This is a genomic window from Campylobacter bilis, assembly GCF_016806695.1.
Taxonomy (GTDB): Bacteria; Campylobacterota; Campylobacteria; order Campylobacterales; family Campylobacteraceae; genus Campylobacter_D; species Campylobacter_D bilis.
The window spans coordinates 112,181-135,333 of the sequence record NZ_WUED01000001.1; the positions used below are offsets into that span (position 1 = coordinate 112,181).

Sequence of the window (23,153 nt, forward strand, 5' to 3'; positions counted from 1 at the left end):
AAAATATCAAAGTTTTTATAAGCAAATATATTTTGGAAAAATCATGAAAGAAATCACAATAAACATAGATAAAATAAAAATGAATAATGATTGGAAAGAATTCTTAAAGGATGAATTTAAAAAAAAATATTTTTTAGATCTTAAAAAACGATATATAAATGCTTTAAATCAACATAGCATTATTTATCCGCCTGCTAATTCAATCTTTAATGCTTTTAATTTATGTCCTTTAGAAAAATTAAAAATCATCATACTAGGTCAAGACCCCTATCACCAACCTAACCAAGCCATGGGGCTTAGCTTTTCAGTTCCTAAAGGGATAGAAATTCCCCCAAGCCTTAAAAATATTTATAAAGAATTGCAAAATGATTTAAATATCACTCCATCAAAAAGCGGGGATTTAAGCTCTTGGGCAACACAAGGTATTTTACTCTTAAATTCCATCCTTAGCGTAGAAGCAAACAAAGCAGCAAGCCACAGTTCATGGGGTTGGCAAGAATTTAGTGATGCAGTAATCTCAAAACTCAGCAAAGAAAAATCAGGTCTTATTTTTATGCTTTGGGGGAATTATGCAAAAAGTAAAAAAGCCTTCATTGATACTGAAAAACATTTAGTATTAGAAGCAGCCCATCCTAGTCCTTTAGCAAAAACTGGCTTTTTAGGTTGCAAACACTTCTCAAAAGCAAATGAATTTTTAAAAAAGCTGGGTAAAAGTCCTATTAATTGGCAAATACCTTAATATATAATAACGATAATAAAAAGCATAAAGCTGCTAAGGATTTAAAGCATAATACATAAAAATGATTTTATGAAAAAGCTAAATCAATCTAGCAGCTTAAAATATTTTTTTATTCTTATAATTTACTATCTTTTTCTAATTGATTGATATTTAGCATAATAAATTTATAACTTAAATAAATTACCAAAGGCCAAGATAATAAAAATAAAGCATGCAACATTCTCTTCCTTTAATATGTATGATCGCTATTTGCGATTTCTTCACGGGTAATTTTTACCCTATCCATTACATTCCAAACATAAATAATATAAGCTAAAACAAAAGGCACAAGCAAAGATACATAAGCCATAACACTAAGAGTATAATAACTTGAACTTGCATTTTTTAAAGTCAAAGAACTTTGCAAATCATTCAATGAGGGATAAAAAGCACTTTGGCCTAATCCAATACTTGATAATAAAGCAAATACTGTTAAAACTGTCCCAAATCCTAAAGTAAAAATAGCTTTAGAACAACCTTTTGCCCCTTGAAATAAACCTGCAAATACCAAAAAAACGCCTATTAAAAATAAAATAGCAAAAAGAATTTGATCTAAAAAATTATGCAAATACACATTAGCACTTAAACTCACAATACCATTTTCATCTACTCTAAAACCATCTTTTATAAAAATCCAGGTCAAAAAACCCAAAAAGAAAGGTAAAAATAAAAAGCCATTGATCATGAGTTTTTTTACAGCTCTTGATTTTATATTTTCATCATTAATATTATTCATAAAATATGCTGCGGCTAAAAGTCTGGCTAAAAATATTAAAGCCAAGCCTAAAAGATAATTAAGAGGATTAAATAAAAGCTCTAAACCACGCAAAGGATTTTGCCAAGAGACAAAATTGTGTTCATTTAAAATAAATTGTGAACCACTAAAAAAACTGCTAATAATAACTCCTATTAAAAGCACCCCCAAATAGCCATTGATTTTAAGAAACATTTCATAGGTTTTACAACCATAGACATTATTTTCTTTTTTACGGTACTCATAAGCTACAGCTTGCAAAATAAAACAAAATAAAATACAAAGCCAAATCCAATAAGTTCCACCAAAACTTGTACTATAAAAAAGTGGGAAAGCTGCAAAAGCTGCACCCCCAAAAAGTACAAAAGTCGTAAAACCTAACTCCCATTTACGTCCCAAAGAATTAATAAGCATAGTTTTTTCAAGTTCATCTTTACTCAAATCATCAATTAAAGTTTGCCCACCTTGAACAAAAAACATAAACACCAAAATCGCACCAAGCAAACTTAAAATTAACCACCAATAAATTTGCAAATCTTCAAGCTCTAAACCAAAAAACATTATTTTTCTCCTTCAGTTTTAAAAGCATTCTCATGTGTATTAAAACCTTTCTTAATTTGCGTAAACATGATTTTAAGTTCTGCAATAAGTAAAGCTGTAAATAGCACAGCAAAAATCCAAAACGAAATTTGAACATTAATTTTTCCTAATTGAGTCGCACCAATATGCACAGGAAGCAAGTCTTGAATCGCCCAAGGCTGCCTACCTACCTCAGCTACTATCCATCCCGCTTCAGCAGCAATATAACCTAAAGGAATGGAAAATAAACACATCCAAAGGATCTTTTTAAATTTCTCTATATCATTTGCCATAGTAAGATAAAGCGTTATTATAAAAAGTATAAAGAAAAAGCTACCTAAAGCCACCATAATGTGAAAGCTATAAAAAGTTAAAGCCACAGGAGGAATAGTATCACTTGGCTTTTGTAAATAGCCATAACCAAAATCTTTAAAATTAGCTTCTAAGATCGCTTTATGATTTATCATGGCTATTGTATCGTTGAGTTCTTTAGCAAGCTTATAATCTTTTAAAGCTTGCACAGCGATTTTGCCTCTATCTATACGATTTTGCATAGGTTCTATGCCTTTGCTTTCATTTCCATAAATTAAATCTTCAATCCCTGGAACAAAAGAATCTAAATCGCGATTTCCTAATATAGAAAGTGCATAAGGTATAGTAATATCAAATAAAAATACACTTTCGTTATTATCTAAAGTTTTTTTAGGATTTAAAATTCCAAAAGGAACAAGACCGGCACGATGTTCACCTTGATAAACCCCTTCCATAGCAGCTAATTTCATAGGCTGGGTTTGGGTAACACGATAAGCGCTTTCATCCCCACTAAAAAACAAAAAAATAGAACAAACAAAACCAAAGCTAGCACCAACAACTAAACTTTTCTTAGCCTCTATAATATGGCGTCCTTTTAAGATAAACCAAGCTGAAATTCCCATAACAAACAAAGCCGAAATCACATAACCACTACCTATAGTATGTAAAAATTTTGCAACCGCTACAGGTGAAAATGCCACTTCAATAAAGCTTTGCATTTCATTTCTTGCAGTATCTGGATTAAAACTCATTCCTTGAGGATATTGCATCCAAGCATTTGCCACTAAAATCCAAAAAGCTGAAAGATTACTTCCTATAGCCACGCACCAAGTTGAAAGAAGATGAAAACCTTTACTAACTTTATCCCATCCAAAAAACATAACAGCAAAGAAAGTAGCTTCTAAGAAAAATGCCATAATACCTTCAATGGCCAAAGGCGCACCAAAAATATCTCCGACAAACCAACTATAATTTGCCCAGTTAGTTCCAAATTCAAATTCCATAATAATGCCCGTAGCTACCCCAATAGCAAAATTAATGGCAAATAAAGAAAGCCAGAATTTAGTGATTTGCTTCCATCTTTCGTTTTTAGTTTTTACATAGATAGTTTCCATGATAGCAATTATAAAAGACAAGCCTAAAGTCAAAGGCACAAATAAAAAATGATACAGTGCAGTTAAAGCAAACTGTGCTCTTGACCAATCAACACTACTAAGTTCATTCATTATATTTTCCTTTTTCTTTTGAAGTGAGATTTTTTAAGTACAAAAGAACTTTTTTCTTTATCATCTTTAAAATATAGAATTAAAACTCACATCAAAAATTAATAATTTTAATATCACAAACATCACAAAAAATTTAATGAAAATAATTTTCCATAAGGTTTTTCCTAGTGTTAAATTCTTAAAGCCTTCTTTATAAAAATTAAAAATTCTTAAAATATTAAAATATAAACCTTTACAACTCACAATAATTTCACCTTTAAAAAATAAGAGAATTAAATATTTCAAGCATTAAAATTATAATAAAATTTGCGTTATTACTTTCTTAAAATTAAACTTGAAATATTTATTTAGATTTTATTTTAGCCTTAGCTTGTTAATGCTTTATAAAAATCAATATTACAATGGCTTAAAGCTTTAATTTTATAGCAAGGCAATAATGAATTTAACAAAAACCCAACCATATATTAGATATTAAAATAATTTATTTTTAAAAAATTATAAATTTTCACGCTTTTTTATAATATTACAAAAATACACAAAATCAAGCTGCATATTATAATTAATTTATTTTAAGCTAATAATTTTTTTATTATATGTTTAATTTTTTGTTAAAATAAACTTTATTTATAAAAATTATTAAGGAGAAAAATTGGAACAGATTCTGACATGGCAACAAGCCTATGATCCGTTAGGAAATATTTGGTTGAGTGCTTTTATGGCATTTTTACCTATACTCTGTTTTTTAGCTTGTTTAGTTGTTTTTAAGCTTAAAGGCTATCAAGCAGGGTTTTTAACTGTTATACTTGCTACTTTCATTGCTTTATTTGTATATAAAATGCCTTGGAATTTAGTTGGGGCAAGTTTTATTCAAGGTTTTACTAATGGTATGTGGCCTATTGCTTGGATTATCATTGCAGCCATTTTTCTTTATAAACTTTCTATTAAATCAGGTTCTTTTGAAATCATCAAAAAAAGCGTCATGAGTATCACACCAGATCATAGAATTCAAGTCATTTTAATTGGATTTTGTTTTGGTTCTTTTTTAGAAGGTGCTATAGGCTTTGGTGGACCTGTTGCTATCACAGCAGCTCTTTTAGTCGGACTTGGATTGCGTCCTTTGCAAGCTGCAGGGCTTTGTTTGATCGCAAATACTGCTCCTGTAGCTTTTGGTGCTGTAGGTATTCCTATCATTGCCATGGCTAATCTTGTTGGTATAGAACAACACTCTATTTCAGCTATGGTAGGTAGAATGCTTGTACCACTTAGCCTTACTATACCTTTTTTTATAGTCTTTTTAATGGATGGTTTTAAAGGCATTAAAGAAACTTTTCCTGCTATTTTAGTTGCAGCTTTAAGTTTCACAGCAACACAATTTTTAAGCTCAAATCATTTAGGTGCTGAACTTCCAGATATCATTTCAGCTATTGTTTCTTTAGCACTAACAACGCTCTTTTTAAAATTATGGAAGCCAAAAAACATTTTCAGATTTGATAATGAAACAGATTTTGCTCAAAACAATACCTTAAGTTTCAATCAAATTTTAAAAGCCTGGACTCCTTTTATTTTACTCATTGTTTGTATCATTATTTGGACACAACCTTGGTTTAAAGCCCTTTTTGATAAAGATGGGATTTTAAGCTACACTAGCATTACTTTACAATTTAGCAATATCACAGATACTATTATAAGCCCTTCTATTACAGGCATAGGAGAAAGCAAACCTTTAGCCTTATCCTTAGGCATAGATCTTATCAATGGCAAAATAGTAGCTCAGGCAGGAACAGCAATTTTGCTTGCAGCTTTTTTAAGCATAGCTATTTTAAAAATCAAAACTGAAGATGCAGCAGAATGCTTTTGGGCTACCTTAAAAGAAATGGCCATTCCTTGCATCACTATAGGCTTAGTCGTAGCCTTTGCCTTTATCTCTAAAAATAGCGGCATGAGTACGACTTTGGGCCTAGCTTTTGCACATACAGGAGATGCTTTTTCATTCTTCTCGCCTATTATTGGCTGGATAGGAGTATTTTTAACAGGATCTGATACAAGTGCGAACCTGCTTTTTGGAACCTTACAGCAAATAAGTGCTCAAAAACTCCATATCAATGAAGCTTTATTCTTAGCAGCAAACTCTGTAGGCGGTGTAGTTGGAAAAATGATCAGTCCTCAAAGTATAGCTATAGCTTGCGCAGCCGTAGGGCTTGTAGGAAAAGAATCTGATCTTTTTAAATTCACACTAAAATACTCTATAGCTTTTATCATTTTAATAGGAATTTGGACTTATGTTATAGCCTCTTTCTTGCAAGGTATTATTCCTGAAGTTATAGTAAAATAAATTTTTGCAAGCAAAAACTTGCAAAAATTTAAGTTCTATTTTTAGATTTTATTTTTGCAAGATTAAAATATTAAAATCTATTATCCTAAAAATCAAGGAGAAATAATGAAAAAGGTGTATTTTTACGCCACATGTCTAGGAAGCGTTGCCATGCAACAAACAGTTTTAAACGCAATCAAGCTTTTAAGACGTGAAGGGGTTGAAGTGATTTTTAAAAAAAACCAAACCTGCTGTGCCCAACCTTCTTTTAATTCAGGCTATTTTAATGAAAGTCGCGAAATTGCTTTATACAATGTAGATTTATTTGATAAAGGCTATCCTATTGTCGTACCTAGTGGTTCTTGTGCAGGTATGATGAGTCATGATTATTTAGAACTTTTTAAAAATAAAGATCAATTTTCTAAAGTCAAAGATTTCAGCTCTCGCGTTATAGAACTTTCACAATACCTTGATGAAGTTTTAAAAGTCACTTACGAAGATAAAGGGGATCCTATAAAGGTTACTTGGCATTCTAATTGCCATGCTTTAAGAGTACAAAAAAGCATACAAGCAAGCAAAAATCTCATTAAAAAACTAAAAAATGTAGAACTTCTTAATCTTGAATATGAAGAAGAATGCTGTGGCTTTGGTGGAACTTTTTCTGTTAAAGAACCTGAAATCTCTAATGCCATGGTAAAAAGCAAAATCAAAGACATACAAAATACTGGGGCAAAATACCTCATTAGTGCAGATGGAGGCTGTCTTTTAAACATTGATGGCACAATGAAAAGAATGCACTTAGATATTAAAGGGATGCATTTATATGACTTTTTACTCAAACGTTTAGAAGGAGAGAGATTATGAGTCAAAAAATTCCTCACAAACACATCGTTCAAACCAAGCTTAACGACAAGCAAATGCAAGAAAATCTAATCACTGCTATGCATACTTTACAAACAAATAGACTCAAGGTCATAGATGCAAAATTTAAAGACTGGCAAGGCTTAAGAGCTAAGGCTAAACAAGCTAAAAATAATGCCTTAATGACTTTAGAAGAGAGGCTTTTAGAATTTGAAAAAAACGCTACAAAAAATGGCATGATAGTCCATTGGGCAAGCAGTGATGAAGATGCTTGTGAAATCGTCTATGAAATCATGCATGAAAAAAATATTACCAAACTTTTAAAGGGTAAGTCTATGGCAAGTGAAGAAATAGGCTTAAACCACTACTTAGAAAAAAAAGGCTTAAAAGCTATAGAAACAGATTTAGGAGAACTTATTTTACAACTTAATAAAGAACCTCCTTTGCATATAGTTGTTCCTGCCATCCATAAAAACCGTCATGAAATAGGGCAAATTTTTAAAGACAAACTTGGGGCTAAATTAGAAAATGACGATCCCCAAAACCTCAATGCTATTGCAAGAGAACACTTAAGAAAAGATTTTGAAGGTTTGAAATTAGGGCTTAGTGGAGTGAATTTTGCCATGTCAAAAGAAGGCTCTTTTTGGCTTATAGAAAATGAAGGCAATGGTAGAATGTGTACTACTGCTCCAGATATCCATATCGCACTTTGCGGCATAGAAAAAGTAATGGAAAGCTTTGAAGATGCAGCAACTATGGTTTGCCTACTTACCCCTTCAGCAACAGGCCAATTTATCCCAACTTACAATAACATCATTACAGGACCTAGAAAAAATGATGATTTAGACGGGCCTAAAGAAGTACATATAATTTTATTTGATCACAACCGAAGCAAAATGCTAGCGCATGAAGATTATCATGAAGCTTTGCGTTGTATTAGGTGTGGTGCATGTATGAATTTTTGTCCTGTTTATGATCAAATCGGTGGACATGCTTATCAAACCACCTATCCAGGACCTATTGGCGAAGTGATTAGTCCTAATATTTTTGGCATAGATAATACAGGCGATATTTTAAATTTTTGTTCGCTTTGTGGGCGTTGTTCTGAAGTTTGTCCTGTGCAGATTCCTTTAGCCGATCTTATTAGAAAATTAAGATGCGATAAAATAGGACAAGGAAACAACCCGCCTATAGGATCAAATAATATTCATCACAATGCTTTAGAATCCTTTGCTTTTAAACAATTTAAATATATAGCAACCCATGGGGATAAATGGCGTTTTTCACTTTCAAAAGCCCATTATTTTAACTCGATAGTACAAAATTTTGCAGGAGTTTTACCTGTAATCAAAAAATGGTACGCTTTTAAAGAATTACCTCAAATAAAAATGGATCTTTACAAAGAAATTCAAAATTTAGAAGGAGTAATTTATGAGTAAAATCGATGAGATTTCTAATAAAAGCAAAGCAAAGATTTTAGCCGCTCTTAAAAATGCCTATAAAGAAACTGATTTCACATATCATAAAAGCATAGATCCTGTAGAACACATTAAAAGTACTGAAGATATCTTAACCCAAATGAAACAAAAAATGAGTGATAATAAATACATCGTTGAGGATGCTACTCAAGACACCCTAGAAGAAAAAATCAACGAAATTATTGCAAAATATGGCTACAACAAAATGATCTATGGTACTAATTTAGCTTTGGATTTAGATAAAATCAAGGCAGAAACAAAAGTCTGTTTTGATAAAGAGATAGAAAATTTAAGATACGAAGTTTTTCACAGTGATTTTTCCATTATCCATGCAAGAGTAGGAGTAAGTTCTCATGGCGTAGCATTGGTACTTTCAAGCAAGGAACAGCCTAGAATGCTAAGCCTTGCGCCTAAACTTTGCATCATCTTACTCAAAAAAGAAAACGTAGTTCAAAGCCTCACCCAAGCTTTTAATCTAGTCAAAAAAGAAAATGAAATTCTACCTAGCAATATTTTATTCATTGCGGGCCCTTCAAGAACAGCAGATATAGAACTTATAACAGTTTTTGGTGTTCATGGACCCCAAATTGCTCATATTATTATATATTGATTCTAGAATTTAGAATCAATATAAATTTATTATTAAAAAATTATTTTTTATTTAAGATTAGAAATATTATTATTTGCCATATAAACAAGCTCTTTTAAACTTTTACTAATAAGATTAGATGTTTGCCCTTCTAAACGATTAAGAAATTTATCTATCTTGTCTTCTTCTTTCCAAATAGGATTTAAAACATTAGCAAGTTGTTCTAATTCTTTTTTAGCATTTTCATAATTGCTAAGTCCATCTATAAGTCTAAGTTCTTTAGCCTTAGCAGCCAAAAACACTCTTGCATTTGCCCATTGATCTTTTTGATCAAGCGCTAAGCCTCTTTCTTTAGCAACAAAATCAGTAAAAAGTTCATAACTTTGATCGATTAAATTTTGCAAAAATTCTCTTTCTTGTTTATTCCAAGGGCGTGTAAAAGTTCCAGCACTTTTAAACTCACCCGCCTGGATGGTTTGTTCTTTAATACCAAGCTTATTGGCTAATTCACTTAAATCAGCTGTTTGCATAATCACCCCAATAGATCCTATAAAGCTTGCAGGATTTGCTAAGATTTTATTTGCTCCCACACCCGCTAAATAACTTCCACTTGCCATAGTTCCACTTGCATACACAAGCACAGGTTTTTTAGCTTTTAAATCCTTTATTGCTAAAGCCAATTCCATACTAGGTGCAAAAGCACCCCCAGGAGAATCTATTACTAAAAGCACGCCTTTAATACTATCATCGTTTTTAGCATTAATGATCTTTTCTAAAACAACAGAACTATCAAAAATCGCATCCTTTAAATCAATACGCTCTAAATTCGCAAGACTTGTGTTTGTACTTGGCATTAAAAGCCATATTATAAACAATAATAAAATAAAAGTTTTAAAATAGGTATTAATAAATCTTATCCCCCATCCTAAAGCCTTGAAAAACGATTTTATAATTTGCATTTTTTTCCTTTTATAAATAATTTATCCACTTCCTTAGCATTTAAAATAAACTGCAAGGCAGCTTGACTTTTTTCACATTCTCCTAGTTTAAATACACTAAAATCGGCTATTTTACCCTTTTTTAACTCCCCTAAATTTAAATTTAAAGCTCTTGCAGGATAAAGTGTTGCCATTTGCAAAAGCTTAGGTGCTAATTTTAACAAATCAAAATCTTTATGCACAAGCAAATTAGCACGCATCTCATCAAGCAAAGATAAAGAAATATTTGAACTAAGGCCATCAGTTCCTAAATGAACATTCAAGCCCTTTTTTAAAACCTTTTTCAAATCTAAACTTTTCTGACTTAAAAGACGGTTTGAAAAAGCACAATGGGTAATAGAATGTAAATTTTTATCTAATAGATCGTATTCTTTTAAATACACACAATGGGTAAAAAGCGTTCGTATTCCTTTAAAAAGTTTAATAAATTCTTTTAAAGTATAAAAAGGCTTAGGATCAGACATGAAATTACTAAGCCAACTTACAAATTCCCCTTTTGCCTCTCTAAGCCAAGAATTTTCAACCTTGCTTTCTAAAAAATGAGTGCTCACTAATAAATTTTGCTTCTTAGCTAAATCAAGTGCAAAAGAAGCCAATTTAGGATGTGTAGAATAAGGAGAATGGATAGAAACAGCAGGGATAAAAAAATCATTTTTAAAATTTAAAGAATCTTGTAATCTTTTTAAAAATTCTTGTTTTTTTTCTTCAATTTGAGTCTCATTTGTACCTAAAATTTCGTTAAAAAACACCACACGCATGCCATTTTCACTTGCCTTCACACAAGGGCTTAAATCACTTCCAAAACTTGAAATTTCACCAATAGTTCCTATACCGCTTTTTTGCATTTTTACAATATTTTTCAATATCAATTCTTCTTTAGCCTTAGCATTTAATACAAAACGAGAATTAATCACACTTTTAAGCCAAGTTAAAAACTCTCCAAAATGCAAAGTAGTAGAATTAGCACTAAATTCTAAATGTGTATGAGCATTGATAAAAGCAGGTAAAATAACTGAATTTTGAGGTGTTTTTATAAGTTCAGCTTGAGGATATTTTTTTCTTAATTTCTCAAACTCACCTAATTCTAAAATTTTATCTTCAAAAACAAGGGCTTGATTTTGCAATATCGTAAAATCTTCATCACATAAAAAAAGATATCTTGCACTAATTATAAACACGAATTTCCTTTCAAAAAACTCATTGTAGCAAAAATTTATTTTTAAAATGTTATAATAAAAGGCTAAAAAATAAATTTTTTAAGGCTAAATCAATGAAAATAATGGTTATCCAAGGTCCAAATATCAATATGCTTGGCATAAGAGAAGTAGGAATTTATGGTGCAATGAAAATGGAAGAAATCCATAAACAAATGAAAATCGCCGCTTCTCAAAATAACGTAGAACTTGATTTTTTTCAAAGTAATTTTGAAGGCGAAATCGTAGATAAAATTCAAGAATGTCTTGGCACAGTCGATGGAATTATTATTAATGCAGCAGGATATACTCATACTTCAGTAGCAATTCGTGATGCTATTGAAGCTGTAGCCTTACCTACAATTGAAATACATATTAGTAATGTATACCGCAGAGAAGAATTCCGTCACAAAAGTCTCATTGCTCCTGTGTGTTCTGGAAGTATAGTAGGCTTTGGTCCTTTTGGCTATCACTTAGCCTTAATGGGTATCATTCAAATTTGTGAACAGATAAAAAATTTGCGTGCAATGCAACAAGCACAACAAGCAAGCAAACAATAATGCTAAAAATCAAAGGAGTAAGACGCTTTGAAAAAAGCCGTTTTTTTCCTTTTTTTAGCAAAAATATGAGTTCTTTTAAATATTTAGCTCTTGTAGGTTTAGGAAGCAATATAGAGCCTGAGAAAAAGAGATTTGACATGCTTTTTCGTGTGATGAGAGAAGATTCAAGATTTAAAATTATATCAACATCACCTCTATTGATCAATGAAGCTTTTGGTTTTAAAGATCAAAAGGATTTTACTAATGCAGTAATGCTAATGCAAACTAATTTGCACGCAAGAGCGTTTTTGAAAATTTTACTTTATTATGAGTTAAAATTTAAACGCAAGAGAACTTTCAAAAACGCTCCTAGAACGCTTGATTTAGATCTTTTATATTTTTCACGAAAAGTCAAGCGTGATAAGTGGTGTGAAGTACCTCATAGTGGGGCTAGGGAAAGAGTGAGTGTAATTTTGCCTTTAGGTTTGATGCAAGGAATATAAATGGGACAGCTTATACATACTTTCACTGTTGAAGATACAGAACAAATTATACCCAAAGTCAAACAAGACTATGGAGATAAAGCTTTAATCATCACAAACAAACAAATCCGTCCTAAAACTTTAAACCGCAGTGCCCTTTATGAAGTAATGGTAGCCATAGAAGAAAGCGACTATGAAGAACACCTTAAAAAACAAGGCAAATCCTTAGCTACAAAAAAAAGTGTATTAAAATCCTCTTCTACAAAAGAAGCAAGCAAATCCCAAATCCCTCAAGAAGATGAAGATGTGATTTTAGATTTTTCAAATACTCTAAAAACAAACACAACTAAAACAAACTATCAAGACTTTCCACAAAATAAAATCAATCCTAAGCAAAATCAAAATTTAGGTTTTCATGATTTTAAAGAAAAACTCAGTGAAGTGAGTAATGAAATTTCTAAGGTTACTAACACAAGTTTAGAAAACCACAATCCAAATTATAATAAAAAAATAGAAAATTTCGAAAAACAATTTGAAAAACAAATCAACAAACTTAACGATAAAATAGATCTTTTAGCAGATATAATGTGGGATGATAAAACTGAAACTAGAAAAAATCTCATAATTCCCCCTGAATTTGCAAGCATATATAAACAAGCTAAAGCAAGTGGAATGCTTCAAAGTCACTTAGAAGCCATTATGAAAGCCACTATTGAAAATATGCCTGCTAGCATGAAAACCAACAAAGATGCCGTACAAAGATATTTTCATTCCCTTTTAAGAAATATCTTACCTTGTCGTGTTGAAAGTGAGATTAAAAAACAAAAAATTATGATGCTAGTAGGTCCAACAGGAGTGGGCAAAACCACCACTTTAGCAAAACTCGCTTTCCGCTACGCTTATGGAGATAAACGTTATAAAACAGGCATTATCACCCTAGATACTTATAGAATAGGAGCAGTTGAGCAGCTTTTTCAATACGCAAAAATGATGAAACTTCCTATCATCGATAGCATTGAACCTAAAGATTTAAATGAAGCTATAAAAAGTTTAAACAATTGTGAGATTATTTTAGTTGATACTATAGGAAATTCCCAATACGATCAAAATAAACTTGCTAAAACCAAAGAATTTTTAATGAATTCTAATGCACAAATTGATGTCAATTTAGTCGTTTCAGCTAATACTAAGCACGAGGATCTAATAGAAATTTATACCAATTTCTCCTTTTTAGACATTGACACTTTAATAATTACAAAATTTGATGAAACCAAAGTTTTTGGAAATATTTTTTCACTCATTTATGAAACTAATATCCCAATAAGCTTTTTCTCTACAGGACAAGAAGTACCCGATGATTTACAAGTGGCAAATAGCGATTTTTTAGTTCATTGTATTTTAGAAGGGTTTAAACAAAGGAACGAATAATGAATAACCAAGCAAACAAACTTCACAATCTTATGAGTCAAAACAAAACAAAAAAATCTCAAAATACTCATTTTATAGCTATTACAAGTGGTAAAGGTGGGGTTGGCAAAAGCACTATTAGTGCTAATTTGGGCAATATTTTAGCAAACAATGGTTATAAAGTAGGGCTTTTTGATGCAGATATAGGCTTGGCAAATTTAGATGTAATTTTAAATGTACACATACAAAAAAACCTCTTACATGTACTACGTGCAGAATGCTCTTTAGAAGATATTTTAATAGAAGTTAAACCTAACTTATGGCTTATTCCAGGCGAAAGTGGGGATGAGATATTAAAATACAATGACAAAAATATTTATGAAAGATTTTTAAATCAAGCAAGTGTTTTAGATGAACTTGATTTTCTTATCATTGACACAGGAGCAGGCATAGGAGGCAATATTTTAAATTTCTTGGAAATGGCTGATGAAGTCATAGTTGTCACCGTTCCTGATCCTGCAGCTATTACAGATGCTTATGCTACTATCAAAACCACTTCAAAAACCAAAGAAAATTTACTCATGTTATTTAATGTAGTAAAAAGCGAAAACGAGGCTTTAAAAGTTTTTGAAAATATTAAAAAGGTTGCCGATGCAAATATTAAAAATCCTTTAAATTTAGAATTATTAGGACATTTAAGCGCTTCTAAAGAAGTTAGTAGTAGTATTAAAAAACGCACTTTATTTAGCGATGAAAACACCAACTCAAGTGATGAGCTTAAAGCCATAGCTTCTAAGCTTTTATACAGATTGGAACGAAAAGTGCTTGATAATATTTCAAATCGTAGTTTTTCGAGTTTTTTTAGGAAAATTATCGAAAGATTCTAGCAATAATAAAGAAGAGAATATGAGACCAGAAAACTATGTAGCATTTTTTACTGTTTGTGGATTTTTTATAGGGCTTGCATTTAGTATTGTCAATACTGATGAAGCTTTTGATATATTAATTTTAACTTGCTTTATCACTTTTATGTTTTATGTTTTTGTTCATATTGCTATTATGAATTTTATTGATATAAAGAAAATTAGCGGGAGAATCTTTAATAAACTTGATTATGAAAAAACCAGCAATAATATTATCAATGATTTAGTCCTTCGTGAAAAGAAAATGGATATAATTTTAGAAAAACTCAATGAGGAAAGAGAAGAACTAAAGAAAAATGATTCTAAAGAAAGGCGAAAAAATGTTAAAAGAGCCGCCTAAAACTTATGCTCAAATGCTTAAAAAAGAACAAGATGAGCTTGTGCTTTCTTATATGCCTGCACTTCGTGCTATGGCTTTTAGATTAAAAGAACGCTTGCCTTCAAATATAGATGTTAATGATCTTATCAGCATAGGTGTAGAAGAGATGATTAAACTTTCACGCCGTTATGATAAAGAGCAAAACGATAATTTTTGGGGCTTTGCCAAAAAAAGAGTCAATGGATCTATGCTTGATTACTTAAGAAGCTTAGATGTAATGAGTCGTAATAATCGCAAAATTATAAAAGATATTGACGCAATTATAGATGAATACTTTCTTGAACATGAGTGTGAACCTGATGATGAGTATCTAGCAAAAAAACTCAATCTAGACGTAGAAAAGGTTAAAGAAGTCAAAACAGCACATGCAATAAGCTATACCTTGCCTATAGATGAACAATTAGAACTTTATAATGAAGACAATACCTTAGAAAAAATTGAAAAAGAAGAGCTTTTAGAAAAAATTCATGAGGTATTAGATGATCTTAAAGAACGCGAACAGCTTATCATCCAGCTTTATTATTATGAAGAATTAAGTCTTAAAGAAATTAGCGAAATTCTACAAATTAGCGAAAGCAGAATTTCACAAATTCATAAAAAACTTCTTAAAAAACTTAGAGAAAGGCTAATGTAATGGCAGAGATACTCTCTCAAGAAGAAATCGATGCTTTACTTGAAGTCGTTGATGATAATACCGATACATCAATGGCTTCGAATTTAAAAGATGAAAAAGACGAAAGAAATATAGTCGTTTATGATTTTAAGCGCCCCAATAGGGTCTCAAAAGAACAACTTAGAACTATTAAAGGTATACACGATAAACTAGCAAGAAATTTAGCCTCTCAAATTTCATCCATGATGAGAAGTATAGTTGAAACCAAGCTTCATTCTGTTGATCAAATGACTTATGGTGAATTTTTGATGTCTTTACCTAGCCCGACAAGCTTTAATGTTTTTTCTATTAAACCTTTAGATGGAAACTGTGTTTTAGAAATCAATCCAAGCATAGCCTTTCCTATGATAGACAGACTCTTAGGAGGCCAAGGCGATAGTTATGAAGCTTCACGTGAACTCACAGATATAGAACTTAATTTGCTCGATTCTATTTTGCGTATTATCATGCAAAGACTTAAAGAAAGCTGGGCAACAGTAACTGAAATTTACCCCAGCATTGAAGCTAAAGAATCAAGTCCTAATGTCGTACAAATTGTATCACAAAATGAAATTGTTATCATGGTAGTTATGGAAATCATAATAGGAAATTCAAGCGGTATGGTAAATATTTGCTATCCTGTTGTGCACTTAGAAAGCATATTAAGCCGTTTAGCAAATCGCGATATTATGATGGGTGAAACTTCAGCTAAAAAATCGCGCAATAAAGAGCTTAAAACCCTAATTGGTCGAGCTGAAGTGGTATATGAAGCAATCTTAGGTAAAACCTTAATCAGTGTGCATGAATTTTTAGAACTTAAGCAAGGCGATATTTTGCGTCTTGATAGAGAAGCAGATGATAAGGCCATAGTAAGCATAGATAAAAAAGATGTTTTTTTAGCACAAATTGGTTTGCATCGTTTTAGAAAATCGATTAAAATTTTAGAACTTATACGCACGGATAAAGATGAAATCAAAGAAATCTTAGAAAAATACGAAGAAGAACGTAAAGCTAAGGCTAGCGTCTATGATGAGCCTGAAGAAGAGGAGGAAGAAATATGATCAATGATTTTTTACAAATATTTACCAATGAATGCACAAGTACTATTGAAGGCCTAACAGGAAAAAGTGCTCAATTTAGCGAGTACAAAGAATTTGATGTTGACTCATCTAATACTTTAAAAGCTCCTTTAGTATACACTACTTTTAACATAGAAAATGGTGGAAAAATAGGAATTTTAGCCGGGGCTATTTTAATGAGTGCTATTGGCGAATGGATGATGGGTGAAGAAGAAATTTCTAAAAACGATAAATTAGGTTCTGATGAAATGGATGCAGCTAAAGAAGCTATCCAAAATATAATTTCGGCATTTTCTACAAGCTTAGGAGCTCAAAAAGACATCCCAAAAATGGATTTTAGTATAGAATCTTGTGACTTTGTTCTTGAAAATGTTGATTTTAAAGGCTTTAAAAAATTATTTTTATATGATATAAAAATAGGCGATTTACAAGATCAAATTTCTTTAGCTATGGATTTAATACTTTATAATGTTTTAAGCGGAAAAAGTAATGATGATCAAAACCCCTCTGCCCAATCTCATCATAGTACTGAAGAAAAAACGATCATGCTTAGCGAAGAACTTAAAAATATTAATCTTATCATGGATGTACGTTTACCTGTACGCGTAAGAATTGGAAATAAAAAAATGCTTTTAAAAGATGTTTTAACTATGGATATAGGTTCAGTTGTAGAACTTAATCAACTCGCAAATGATCCTCTTGAAATCCTTATAGGTGATAAAAGAATCGCCTATGGAGAAGTGGTGATAGTAGATGGAAATTTTGGGGTTCAAATCACAGAAATCGGATCTAAAAAAGAAAGATTAGAACAATTAAGATAAAATTACTCTATAAATTTAACAAAATTAGTTATAATCAAAATTTCTAGTTTTGCCCAAAGGTGTGTATTTAATGTATACAAAAATCATAAAAGATCTTAAAAAATTTGAAAATATACCCCAACTAGAAAAAGCTATTAGTTTTTTTGGCTCAGCAAGACTTCAAGAAAATAGCTTTTATTATCAGCAAGCTAAAATTTTAGCACGAAAATGCGTGCAAGAGGGTTTTTGTGTGATTAGTGGTGGTGGTGGTGGCATCATGCGCGCAGCCAACGAAGGGGCTTTTTTAGAAAAAAACAATATAAATTCAATGAGTTCTATAGGATTTAATATCTTTTTACCTCATGAACAAAAACTCAATGACTTTTTAGAATACAACATTACTTTTGAGAGCTTAGCCATACGCAAAATGGCTCTTATTCAAAAGAGTCTAGCTTTTGTGGTTTTCCCAGGCGGCTTTGGAACATTGGATGAACTAAGCGAAGTGCTTACACTCAAACAACTTGAATTTAAAGAAAATGTTCCTGTGATTTTGTTTGGGAGTGAATTTTGGCTGGCTTTTGATGAGTTCGTCAGAAATTCTTTACTCAAACTTGAAGTGATTTCCCAAGGAGATGAGTTAAAGTATAAAATCACTGACGATTTGGATTTTATAATACATACTTTAAAGGAAATTTAATGAAAATTCTAATGGCTATGAGCGGAGGAGTTGACAGCACAGTGAGCGCTTATAAACTTAAAAATGAAGGACATGAAGTCATAGGTTGTTATATGAAGCTTCATGGCAAAGCAAATTATCACGAAGAAAATATCAAAAAAGTACAAAAAGTCGCTAATTTTTTACAAATTCCTTATCATATTTTAGATCTTCAAGAAGATTTCAAAAACAAAGTCTACATGCCTTTTGTAGATACATATAAAGAGGGTAAAACACCAAATCCTTGTGCTTTATGCAATCGCTTTATTAAACTTGGAAAACTCTTAGAATTTGCAAAAAGCTTAGGATGTGAAAAACTCGCTACAGGACATTATGCAAGGATTGAAAATAATCTCATCCACACAGCAATAGATGAAAACAAAGATCAAAGCTATTTTCTAGCTAGTGCTGATAAAGAGGCTTTAAAATATCTTCTCTTTCCGCTTGGAAAAATGAAAAAAGAAGAAGTAAAGCAATTTGCTTCTACTATAGATGTTTTAAAATCCTTTGCAAGCCAAAAAGAGAGTTCTGAAATTTGCTTTGTCGAAAATACTTATGTACAAATACTAGATCAATTTATGGATACAAAAATTCCAGGAGAAGTTCTCAATAGTAGTGGAAAAATCATAGGAAAACACGAAGGCTATATGCACTATACCATAGGAAAAAGACGTGGGTTTGAAGTACGCGGCACACATGAACCGCATTTTGTTTTAAAAATCAATCCTAAGCAAAATCAAATCGTAGTTGGAACCAAAGAAGAACTTAAAGTCAGCGAATTTAGTTTAAAAAATATCAATCTTTTCATCGATGCTAAAGAGCTTGATTGCGAGGTGAAAATTCGCTACCGATCTAAATCCACTCCTTGTAAAGTAATCATTAATGATGATAAAAGTGCAAAAATCTCCTTAAAAGATCCTGTTTATGGCCTAGCAAGTGGACAAATGGCTGTATTTTACAATGCAGATAAAGTCATAGCAAGTGGTTTTATAGAATAATTTCTCGGAATTAACTTCCTAGAAATTATCAATAAAACCCTAAAAATTTTCCACCAAAGAAGCCCTACTCCTATCATAACCCCTATATCAAACACAGAAATAATAAAACCTACACTCCACCATTTTTTACTGATATAACCTGTACCAAAATAACAGGAGCTGTTCCTGTAGCATAATGCGTTAAAGTCATCATAACATTGCTGAAATATGGACTATAGTAGATGCAAAAAAATAATGCGTATATAAAAAATAAGGCTTAAAAACATCATAATAGAAATTTCTCCAAAACCAATATTAAAAGCAAATTCACCCAAAACTTCAGCTAAAAATTGAGTAACACCCAACTTTCCAAGCAAACTTGCCATAATTACAAGGGCAGAAAACCATACTAAAGTATTCCGAGCAGCTTTTTCTGCTAAAACCTCTCCAAAGCTTAAAACTCCACTGATTAACATTAAAGACAATCCAAGCCAAGGCTATAGTAGTTGCATCAAGAGAAATTCCAAAAAACAAATCCAAAGTCCCAGTCCACAAAAATAAAAGCGAGATAAAAACGCTAAACATAATTTTTTCACTATTTTTCATTTTACAAACTTCTTTTAATCTATCATTAGCAAAAGTTGAAGCATTAGGAATGGATTAATCTGTGGAGTAGCAAGAAAAAAGCACCAAAGGCATCCAAAGCATAGCAACTATGCCTGGTAAAACATGCCAAAACCATTGTCCCTAAGTTAAATGTACTTTTAAATTACTAGTTTGTGCTATAAGATCAAGTGCTAAAGGATTTGGAGCAGTCGCTGTAATAAACATAGTCGATGAGATGGGATTGGCTTGATAATTGACTAAAGAAAGATAAGTTCCCATTTTCTATCCTCAGGGGTGGATTTAAAGCTTCTTACAATAGCTTGAACTTATAGGATTTATAATAGCGCCTGCTCTTGCAGTATCTGAAGGAGTAGCAGGCGCTAAAATAGTCTCACAAAATGCTATAGAATAAGCAATTCCTAGGGTTTTTCTACCAAAATACTGATAAAATAATAAGCTAAACATCCCCCAAGTCCTGTTTTAATAACTCCTCGAGCCACAATAATAGAAATAACTATAAGCCAAATAGGAGAATTTGAAAAAGCGCTTAAAGCATCATTTATACCTGTTTTAGCTTTCAAGTTTGATATAGCAGCATCATTTCTCATCTATAATTTTTTGAGACACAAAATCAAGTGTTAAGGTGTTTAAAGCTGAAATTTTAGACTTATCAATAAATTGTTACACAGAAATTTTTGAACTCGCTTTAGTATAAATTTCGTTTAAATTTTCAAATGGATTAAAGATTGTAAAATATTTGCTTTAATTGCTTTATCCTTTAAAACAACATAATACCATTTTGAAACAATCTTTTCAAGAGTTTTTATATGTACAGCACGCACCGAACTTTCAGTAGTAGTAATACCGCTAAAAGCTACTATAAAAATCACTATCATACAAATAGCCCCTGGAATTACTTGTAAAATTATCCCCACAATAACAGCAATAAAAAGTCAAAAAAAATGTCAAGAATTATCTTCTAAAACCCATAGATATAGGTATGATTCAAAACATAGTAGCAATTAAAACACACAATACCAAGAAAGGAATTTTATTTTTATGCATTACTCATCCTTTAATCATGCAATTTATAATGCTTAAATTCTAATTCAATAATATTTTAATAAATCTTAAAATTATACTTTTTAAATAAATTTTTAATTTATTAGGAATGTAGTATGTTAAGAATAACTCATATCTAAGGAAAAAACCAAAAAACCCTTCCCCAGATAACTGCGGCACACACTAAAATCAAATGCTCTGCTGTGTTCCCACCCTGAAGCGGTGTTTAAAAATAGTATTGCACAGGTCTAAGAAAAGGCATAAAAATTATACCATACTATACTTAAAAAGCCTTGAGTTATAAAATTAAACATAAGTGTATAAAGAAGTAACAAATTAATAATATTTTTTATAAATTTTTCATATTAGCTTACAAAATTATTATTATTTCATTTTCTAAAAAGTAAGATTATAAAATAGAGTAATTATTATTACAAAAAAAGGATAAGATGTATGAAAGTTAAATGGAGTAAAAAATTCAGCATTAATCATATGCATTTAAACACAGAAGTTAATAATTTCAAAACCATTATTTTTAAAAAAATACCTTATATAAACATATGTCTTCAAAAACTCATTTGTAAATTAAAACATAACATAAAATTAATAAAAAGTAAGATAACATTTAAAACTTTAAACCATATTTTTAAAAACAATTACTCTATTTATAAAAAGAGCAATAAATAATGAATTTTCAAACCAAAACTTTAGAAACTTTTAATCCTTTTGAAAGTCTTAAAAACGAGCAAAAAAATACAGATAAAATACTTGATTTTAGAGTTATTGATTTTAAACTTCTTTGTTCTAACACACAAAAAACAAAAACTTATGAAAGAAAAGATTTTAATCTATTTTATGATGATAATTTTTTCGTAAAAAACTATAATACCATGGTACATAAATTCATCATAGAAATTTATCCAAAAACTCACCAAGAAGCCTTTATAATCGAACTTAAACCTAATGCTAATTTAACCTATTTAAAAGCTCATGTTATTTTTATGGATGATTTTCAATATTATTCTAGTTTAAAATTCGATATTTTGCAAAATATTTATAAAACCATGATCAAGCAAAAATTCTTAATTTTAAGGCTTAATAAAAAACTATTTAAAAAAATTGATGATGTGATTTTATCTTTACAAAAAAAGCAAAGGATAAAAACAATTGAACTCGTTATTGCTAAAGGGGTAAATAAAATCGAACATAAAAAAAGAGATGAAATCATTTATCATAACAATATCGAAGGAAGATATACCGGCAAAAATATAAACTATAGTAAAACAAATTATCGCAAAGCTGTTAAAAAAAACGAACTACTTTTTGAGTATGTTTATAAAATTCTTGGAAAAGAAGGACGCAATCTAAGAGGTGAAATGCTTCACATAAATCCTATTAACTTCATCGAAAATCCTCTTATTATAAAAGATGAAAGCATTTATAGCCAGCAGTTAGAAGATAGGATTCAATATTTTAGTGCAAATTATGGATTTTTAAACAAAGATCATATAGGTTTTAGCGTTATTAATGATTTTAATTTATTACAAAAAGATTCTTTAAAAGATCCTAATGATACCCTAGAATCTGTAAACATACAAGTTTCAAATATTAAAGTCAATGGCAATATTGGCCTAACGCGAGTTTATGCAAAAAATATCAATATAAGAGGCTTCACAGATGAAAAAAGTGAAATTTTTGCAGAAAATGTTTTTATTAAAACGCATAAAGGTAATTTACAAGCTGATACTGCATATATAAAAAATTTAGAAAATGGGAATGTTATAGCCAAAAACGTTTTTGTAGAAAACTGTAGGGGCGCAAAAATACAAGCAGAAAATATTTATATTTGCAATTTATTAAACGATAATATTTTATATCCTAGAAAAAACCTCATCATAGCAAATAATTTAAAATTTAAAAATACTATTAACATCTCTCCATTATTACCTATAGAAGAAGGAACAGATAAAGAATATAATGATATTAAAAATTTATGCCTTAAAGTCAAAAATAAACTTTATAAAACCATCAATAAAATGCACAATTATTATGATTATTTAATTAAAAATCAAATCAAAATTATCCAATTTCAAAAAATCAAAAACCCCAATATCATAGACAAATACAATCAACTCAATGCCTCGTATAAAAGATTTATCAAACTCAAACATCAAGTTAATACTAAATTAATTCTCTTAGATGAAATAATTTATAATGTCAAAATTTACATTAAAACTAAAAAAATCGGCAAAGATAATTTTTTAAAATTTTACCCTAAAACCAATACCAAAATAGGTCTAAGCTATAATCTCACCTCTAAAGATTATGAAAAAGTTTTTTACCTTCATAAAGAACAACAAGCAAATTACATCAAATGCAGCCATGATTATAATGAAAAAGAAATCAAAGCGATCAAGGCTCTTTTTAAAAAACTACAAAAAGATAATTTCTAA

21 protein-coding genes, 1 other RNA gene and 4 pseudogenes are annotated in these 23,153 nt (G+C 30.5%); 16 read left to right on the plus strand and 10 right to left on the minus strand.

Annotated features, from left to right (window positions below):
* Positions 1–43: 43 nt before the first annotated feature.
* Positions 44–739, plus strand: coding sequence for a uracil-DNA glycosylase (ung, locus tag GRQ01_RS00675; RefSeq protein WP_158333933.1), 696 nt, complete (start codon positions 44–46; stop codon positions 737–739).
* A 229-nt stretch (positions 740–968) separates the two neighbouring features.
* Here ung and GRQ01_RS00680 read toward each other — a convergent pair whose 3' ends face one another.
* The 3 genes and pseudogenes from GRQ01_RS00680 to GRQ01_RS00690 form a co-directional block, all read right to left on the minus strand.
* Positions 969–2,093, minus strand: a complete 1,125-nt coding sequence (locus tag GRQ01_RS00680; RefSeq protein ID WP_158333934.1) for a cytochrome d ubiquinol oxidase subunit II — start codon at positions 2,091–2,093, stop codon at positions 969–971.
* Positions 2,093–3,649: a cytochrome ubiquinol oxidase subunit I gene (locus tag GRQ01_RS00685; protein ID WP_158333935.1), complete on the minus strand. Its 1,557-nt coding sequence runs from the start codon at positions 3,647–3,649 to the stop codon at positions 2,093–2,095. The genes GRQ01_RS00680 and GRQ01_RS00685 overlap by 1 nt, the downstream gene beginning before the upstream one ends.
* Positions 3,649–3,892: pseudogene (locus GRQ01_RS00690) on the minus strand (DUF4492 domain-containing protein). Before GRQ01_RS00690 ends, GRQ01_RS00685 begins: the two are co-directional and overlap by 1 nt.
* Before the next feature lie 406 nt (positions 3,893–4,298).
* Here GRQ01_RS00690 and GRQ01_RS00695 point away from each other — a divergent pair.
* The 4 genes from GRQ01_RS00695 to GRQ01_RS00710 all read left to right on the plus strand — a co-directional run bounded on the left by GRQ01_RS00695 (position 4,299) and on the right by GRQ01_RS00710 (position 8,909).
* A complete protein-coding gene (locus GRQ01_RS00695; protein WP_158333936.1) occupies positions 4,299–5,981 on the plus strand; it encodes an L-lactate permease in 1,683 nt (560 codons plus the stop codon).
* Positions 5,982–6,083: 102 nt separating this feature from the next.
* Positions 6,084–6,824, plus strand: coding sequence for a (Fe-S)-binding protein (locus GRQ01_RS00700; RefSeq protein WP_203121110.1), 741 nt, complete (start codon positions 6,084–6,086; stop codon positions 6,822–6,824).
* Positions 6,821–8,260, plus strand: a complete 1,440-nt coding sequence (locus GRQ01_RS00705; protein ID WP_158333938.1) for a LutB/LldF family L-lactate oxidation iron-sulfur protein — start codon at positions 6,821–6,823, stop codon at positions 8,258–8,260. The genes GRQ01_RS00700 and GRQ01_RS00705 overlap by 4 nt, the downstream gene beginning before the upstream one ends.
* Positions 8,253–8,909, plus strand: a complete 657-nt coding sequence (locus GRQ01_RS00710) for a LutC/YkgG family protein (protein ID WP_158333939.1) — start codon at positions 8,253–8,255, stop codon at positions 8,907–8,909. Before GRQ01_RS00705 ends, GRQ01_RS00710 begins: the two co-directional genes overlap by 8 nt.
* 47 nt (positions 8,910–8,956) lie before the next feature.
* On the opposite strand, the gene sppA is transcribed toward GRQ01_RS00710, so the two are convergent.
* Entirely contained in the window at positions 8,957–9,847 is an 891-nt protein-coding gene (gene sppA / locus GRQ01_RS00715; protein ID WP_158333940.1) for a signal peptide peptidase SppA, read from the minus strand.
* Positions 9,835–11,064, minus strand: coding sequence for an aminofutalosine deaminase family hydrolase (gene mqnF, locus GRQ01_RS00720; RefSeq protein ID WP_203121094.1), 1,230 nt, complete (start codon positions 11,062–11,064; stop codon positions 9,835–9,837). Before mqnF ends, sppA begins: the two co-directional genes overlap by 13 nt.
* A 92-nt stretch (positions 11,065–11,156) precedes the next feature.
* Here mqnF and aroQ point away from each other — a divergent pair, with 92 nt between their 5' ends.
* From aroQ to mnmA, 10 genes and pseudogenes are all read left to right on the plus strand, one after another.
* Positions 11,157–11,639 (plus strand): type II 3-dehydroquinate dehydratase, encoded by a 483-nt coding sequence (aroQ, locus tag GRQ01_RS00725; protein ID WP_158333941.1) that lies wholly within the window; start codon positions 11,157–11,159, stop codon positions 11,637–11,639.
* A complete protein-coding gene (gene folK / locus GRQ01_RS00730; protein WP_158333942.1) occupies positions 11,639–12,121 on the plus strand; it encodes a 2-amino-4-hydroxy-6-hydroxymethyldihydropteridine diphosphokinase in 483 nt (160 codons plus the stop codon). The genes aroQ and folK overlap by 1 nt, the downstream gene beginning before the upstream one ends.
* Positions 12,122–13,535 (plus strand): annotated as a pseudogene (gene flhF / locus GRQ01_RS00735) (flagellar biosynthesis GTPase FlhF).
* Complete coding sequence (flhG, locus tag GRQ01_RS00740; RefSeq protein WP_158333944.1) at positions 13,528–14,394, plus strand: flagella biosynthesis ATPase FlhG; 867 nt, start codon at positions 13,528–13,530, stop codon at positions 14,392–14,394. Before flhF ends, flhG begins: the two are co-directional and overlap by 8 nt.
* A gap of 19 nt (positions 14,395–14,413) precedes the next feature.
* Positions 14,414–14,770 carry a hypothetical protein gene (locus tag GRQ01_RS00745; protein ID WP_158333945.1) on the plus strand — a complete coding sequence of 119 codons (357 nt, stop codon included), beginning with the start codon at positions 14,414–14,416 and terminating at the stop codon, positions 14,768–14,770.
* Complete coding sequence (locus GRQ01_RS00750; protein WP_193699203.1) at positions 14,751–15,443, plus strand: RNA polymerase sigma factor FliA; 693 nt, start codon at positions 14,751–14,753, stop codon at positions 15,441–15,443. Before GRQ01_RS00745 ends, GRQ01_RS00750 begins: the two co-directional genes overlap by 20 nt.
* Positions 15,443–16,522, plus strand: coding sequence for a flagellar motor switch protein FliM (gene fliM / locus GRQ01_RS00755; RefSeq protein WP_158333947.1), 1,080 nt, complete (start codon positions 15,443–15,445; stop codon positions 16,520–16,522). The genes GRQ01_RS00750 and fliM overlap by 1 nt, the downstream gene beginning before the upstream one ends.
* The gene (gene fliY, locus GRQ01_RS00760; protein ID WP_158333948.1) at positions 16,519–17,361 is read left to right on the plus strand and encodes a flagellar motor switch protein FliY; all 843 of its coding nucleotides are present in this window, start codon (positions 16,519–16,521) and stop codon (positions 17,359–17,361) included. The genes fliM and fliY overlap by 4 nt, the downstream gene beginning before the upstream one ends.
* A gap of 70 nt (positions 17,362–17,431) precedes the next feature.
* Positions 17,432–18,037: an LOG family protein gene (locus GRQ01_RS00765; protein ID WP_158333949.1), complete on the plus strand. Its 606-nt coding sequence runs from the start codon at positions 17,432–17,434 to the stop codon at positions 18,035–18,037.
* Positions 18,037–19,053, plus strand: coding sequence for a tRNA 2-thiouridine(34) synthase MnmA (gene mnmA / locus GRQ01_RS00770; RefSeq protein ID WP_158333950.1), 1,017 nt, complete (start codon positions 18,037–18,039; stop codon positions 19,051–19,053). Before GRQ01_RS00765 ends, mnmA begins: the two co-directional genes overlap by 1 nt.
* Positions 19,054–19,265: 212 nt before the next feature.
* Here mnmA and GRQ01_RS07600 read toward each other — a convergent pair whose 3' ends face one another.
* The 5 genes and pseudogenes from GRQ01_RS07600 to ffs form a co-directional block, all read right to left on the minus strand.
* Positions 19,266–19,508 (minus strand): anion permease, encoded by a 243-nt coding sequence (locus tag GRQ01_RS07600; protein WP_158333951.1) that lies wholly within the window; start codon positions 19,506–19,508, stop codon positions 19,266–19,268.
* Between the two features lie 35 nt (positions 19,509–19,543).
* Positions 19,544–19,740, minus strand: a pseudogene (locus GRQ01_RS07605) (anion permease).
* Between the two features lie 39 nt (positions 19,741–19,779).
* Positions 19,780–20,246 (minus strand): annotated as a pseudogene (locus GRQ01_RS07610) (anion permease).
* Between the two features lie 114 nt (positions 20,247–20,360).
* On the minus strand, positions 20,361–20,534 hold the full coding sequence (locus tag GRQ01_RS07620; RefSeq protein WP_227656221.1) for a hypothetical protein: 174 nt from the start codon (positions 20,532–20,534) through the stop codon (positions 20,361–20,363).
* A 323-nt stretch (positions 20,535–20,857) separates the two neighbouring features.
* An RNA gene (ffs, locus tag GRQ01_RS00780) (signal recognition particle sRNA small type) lies at positions 20,858–20,955 on the minus strand.
* Positions 20,956–21,386: 431 nt separating this feature from the next.
* Here ffs and GRQ01_RS00785 point away from each other — a divergent pair.
* A complete protein-coding gene (locus GRQ01_RS00785) occupies positions 21,387–23,153 on the plus strand; it encodes a flagellar assembly protein A (RefSeq protein ID WP_158333954.1) in 1,767 nt (588 codons plus the stop codon).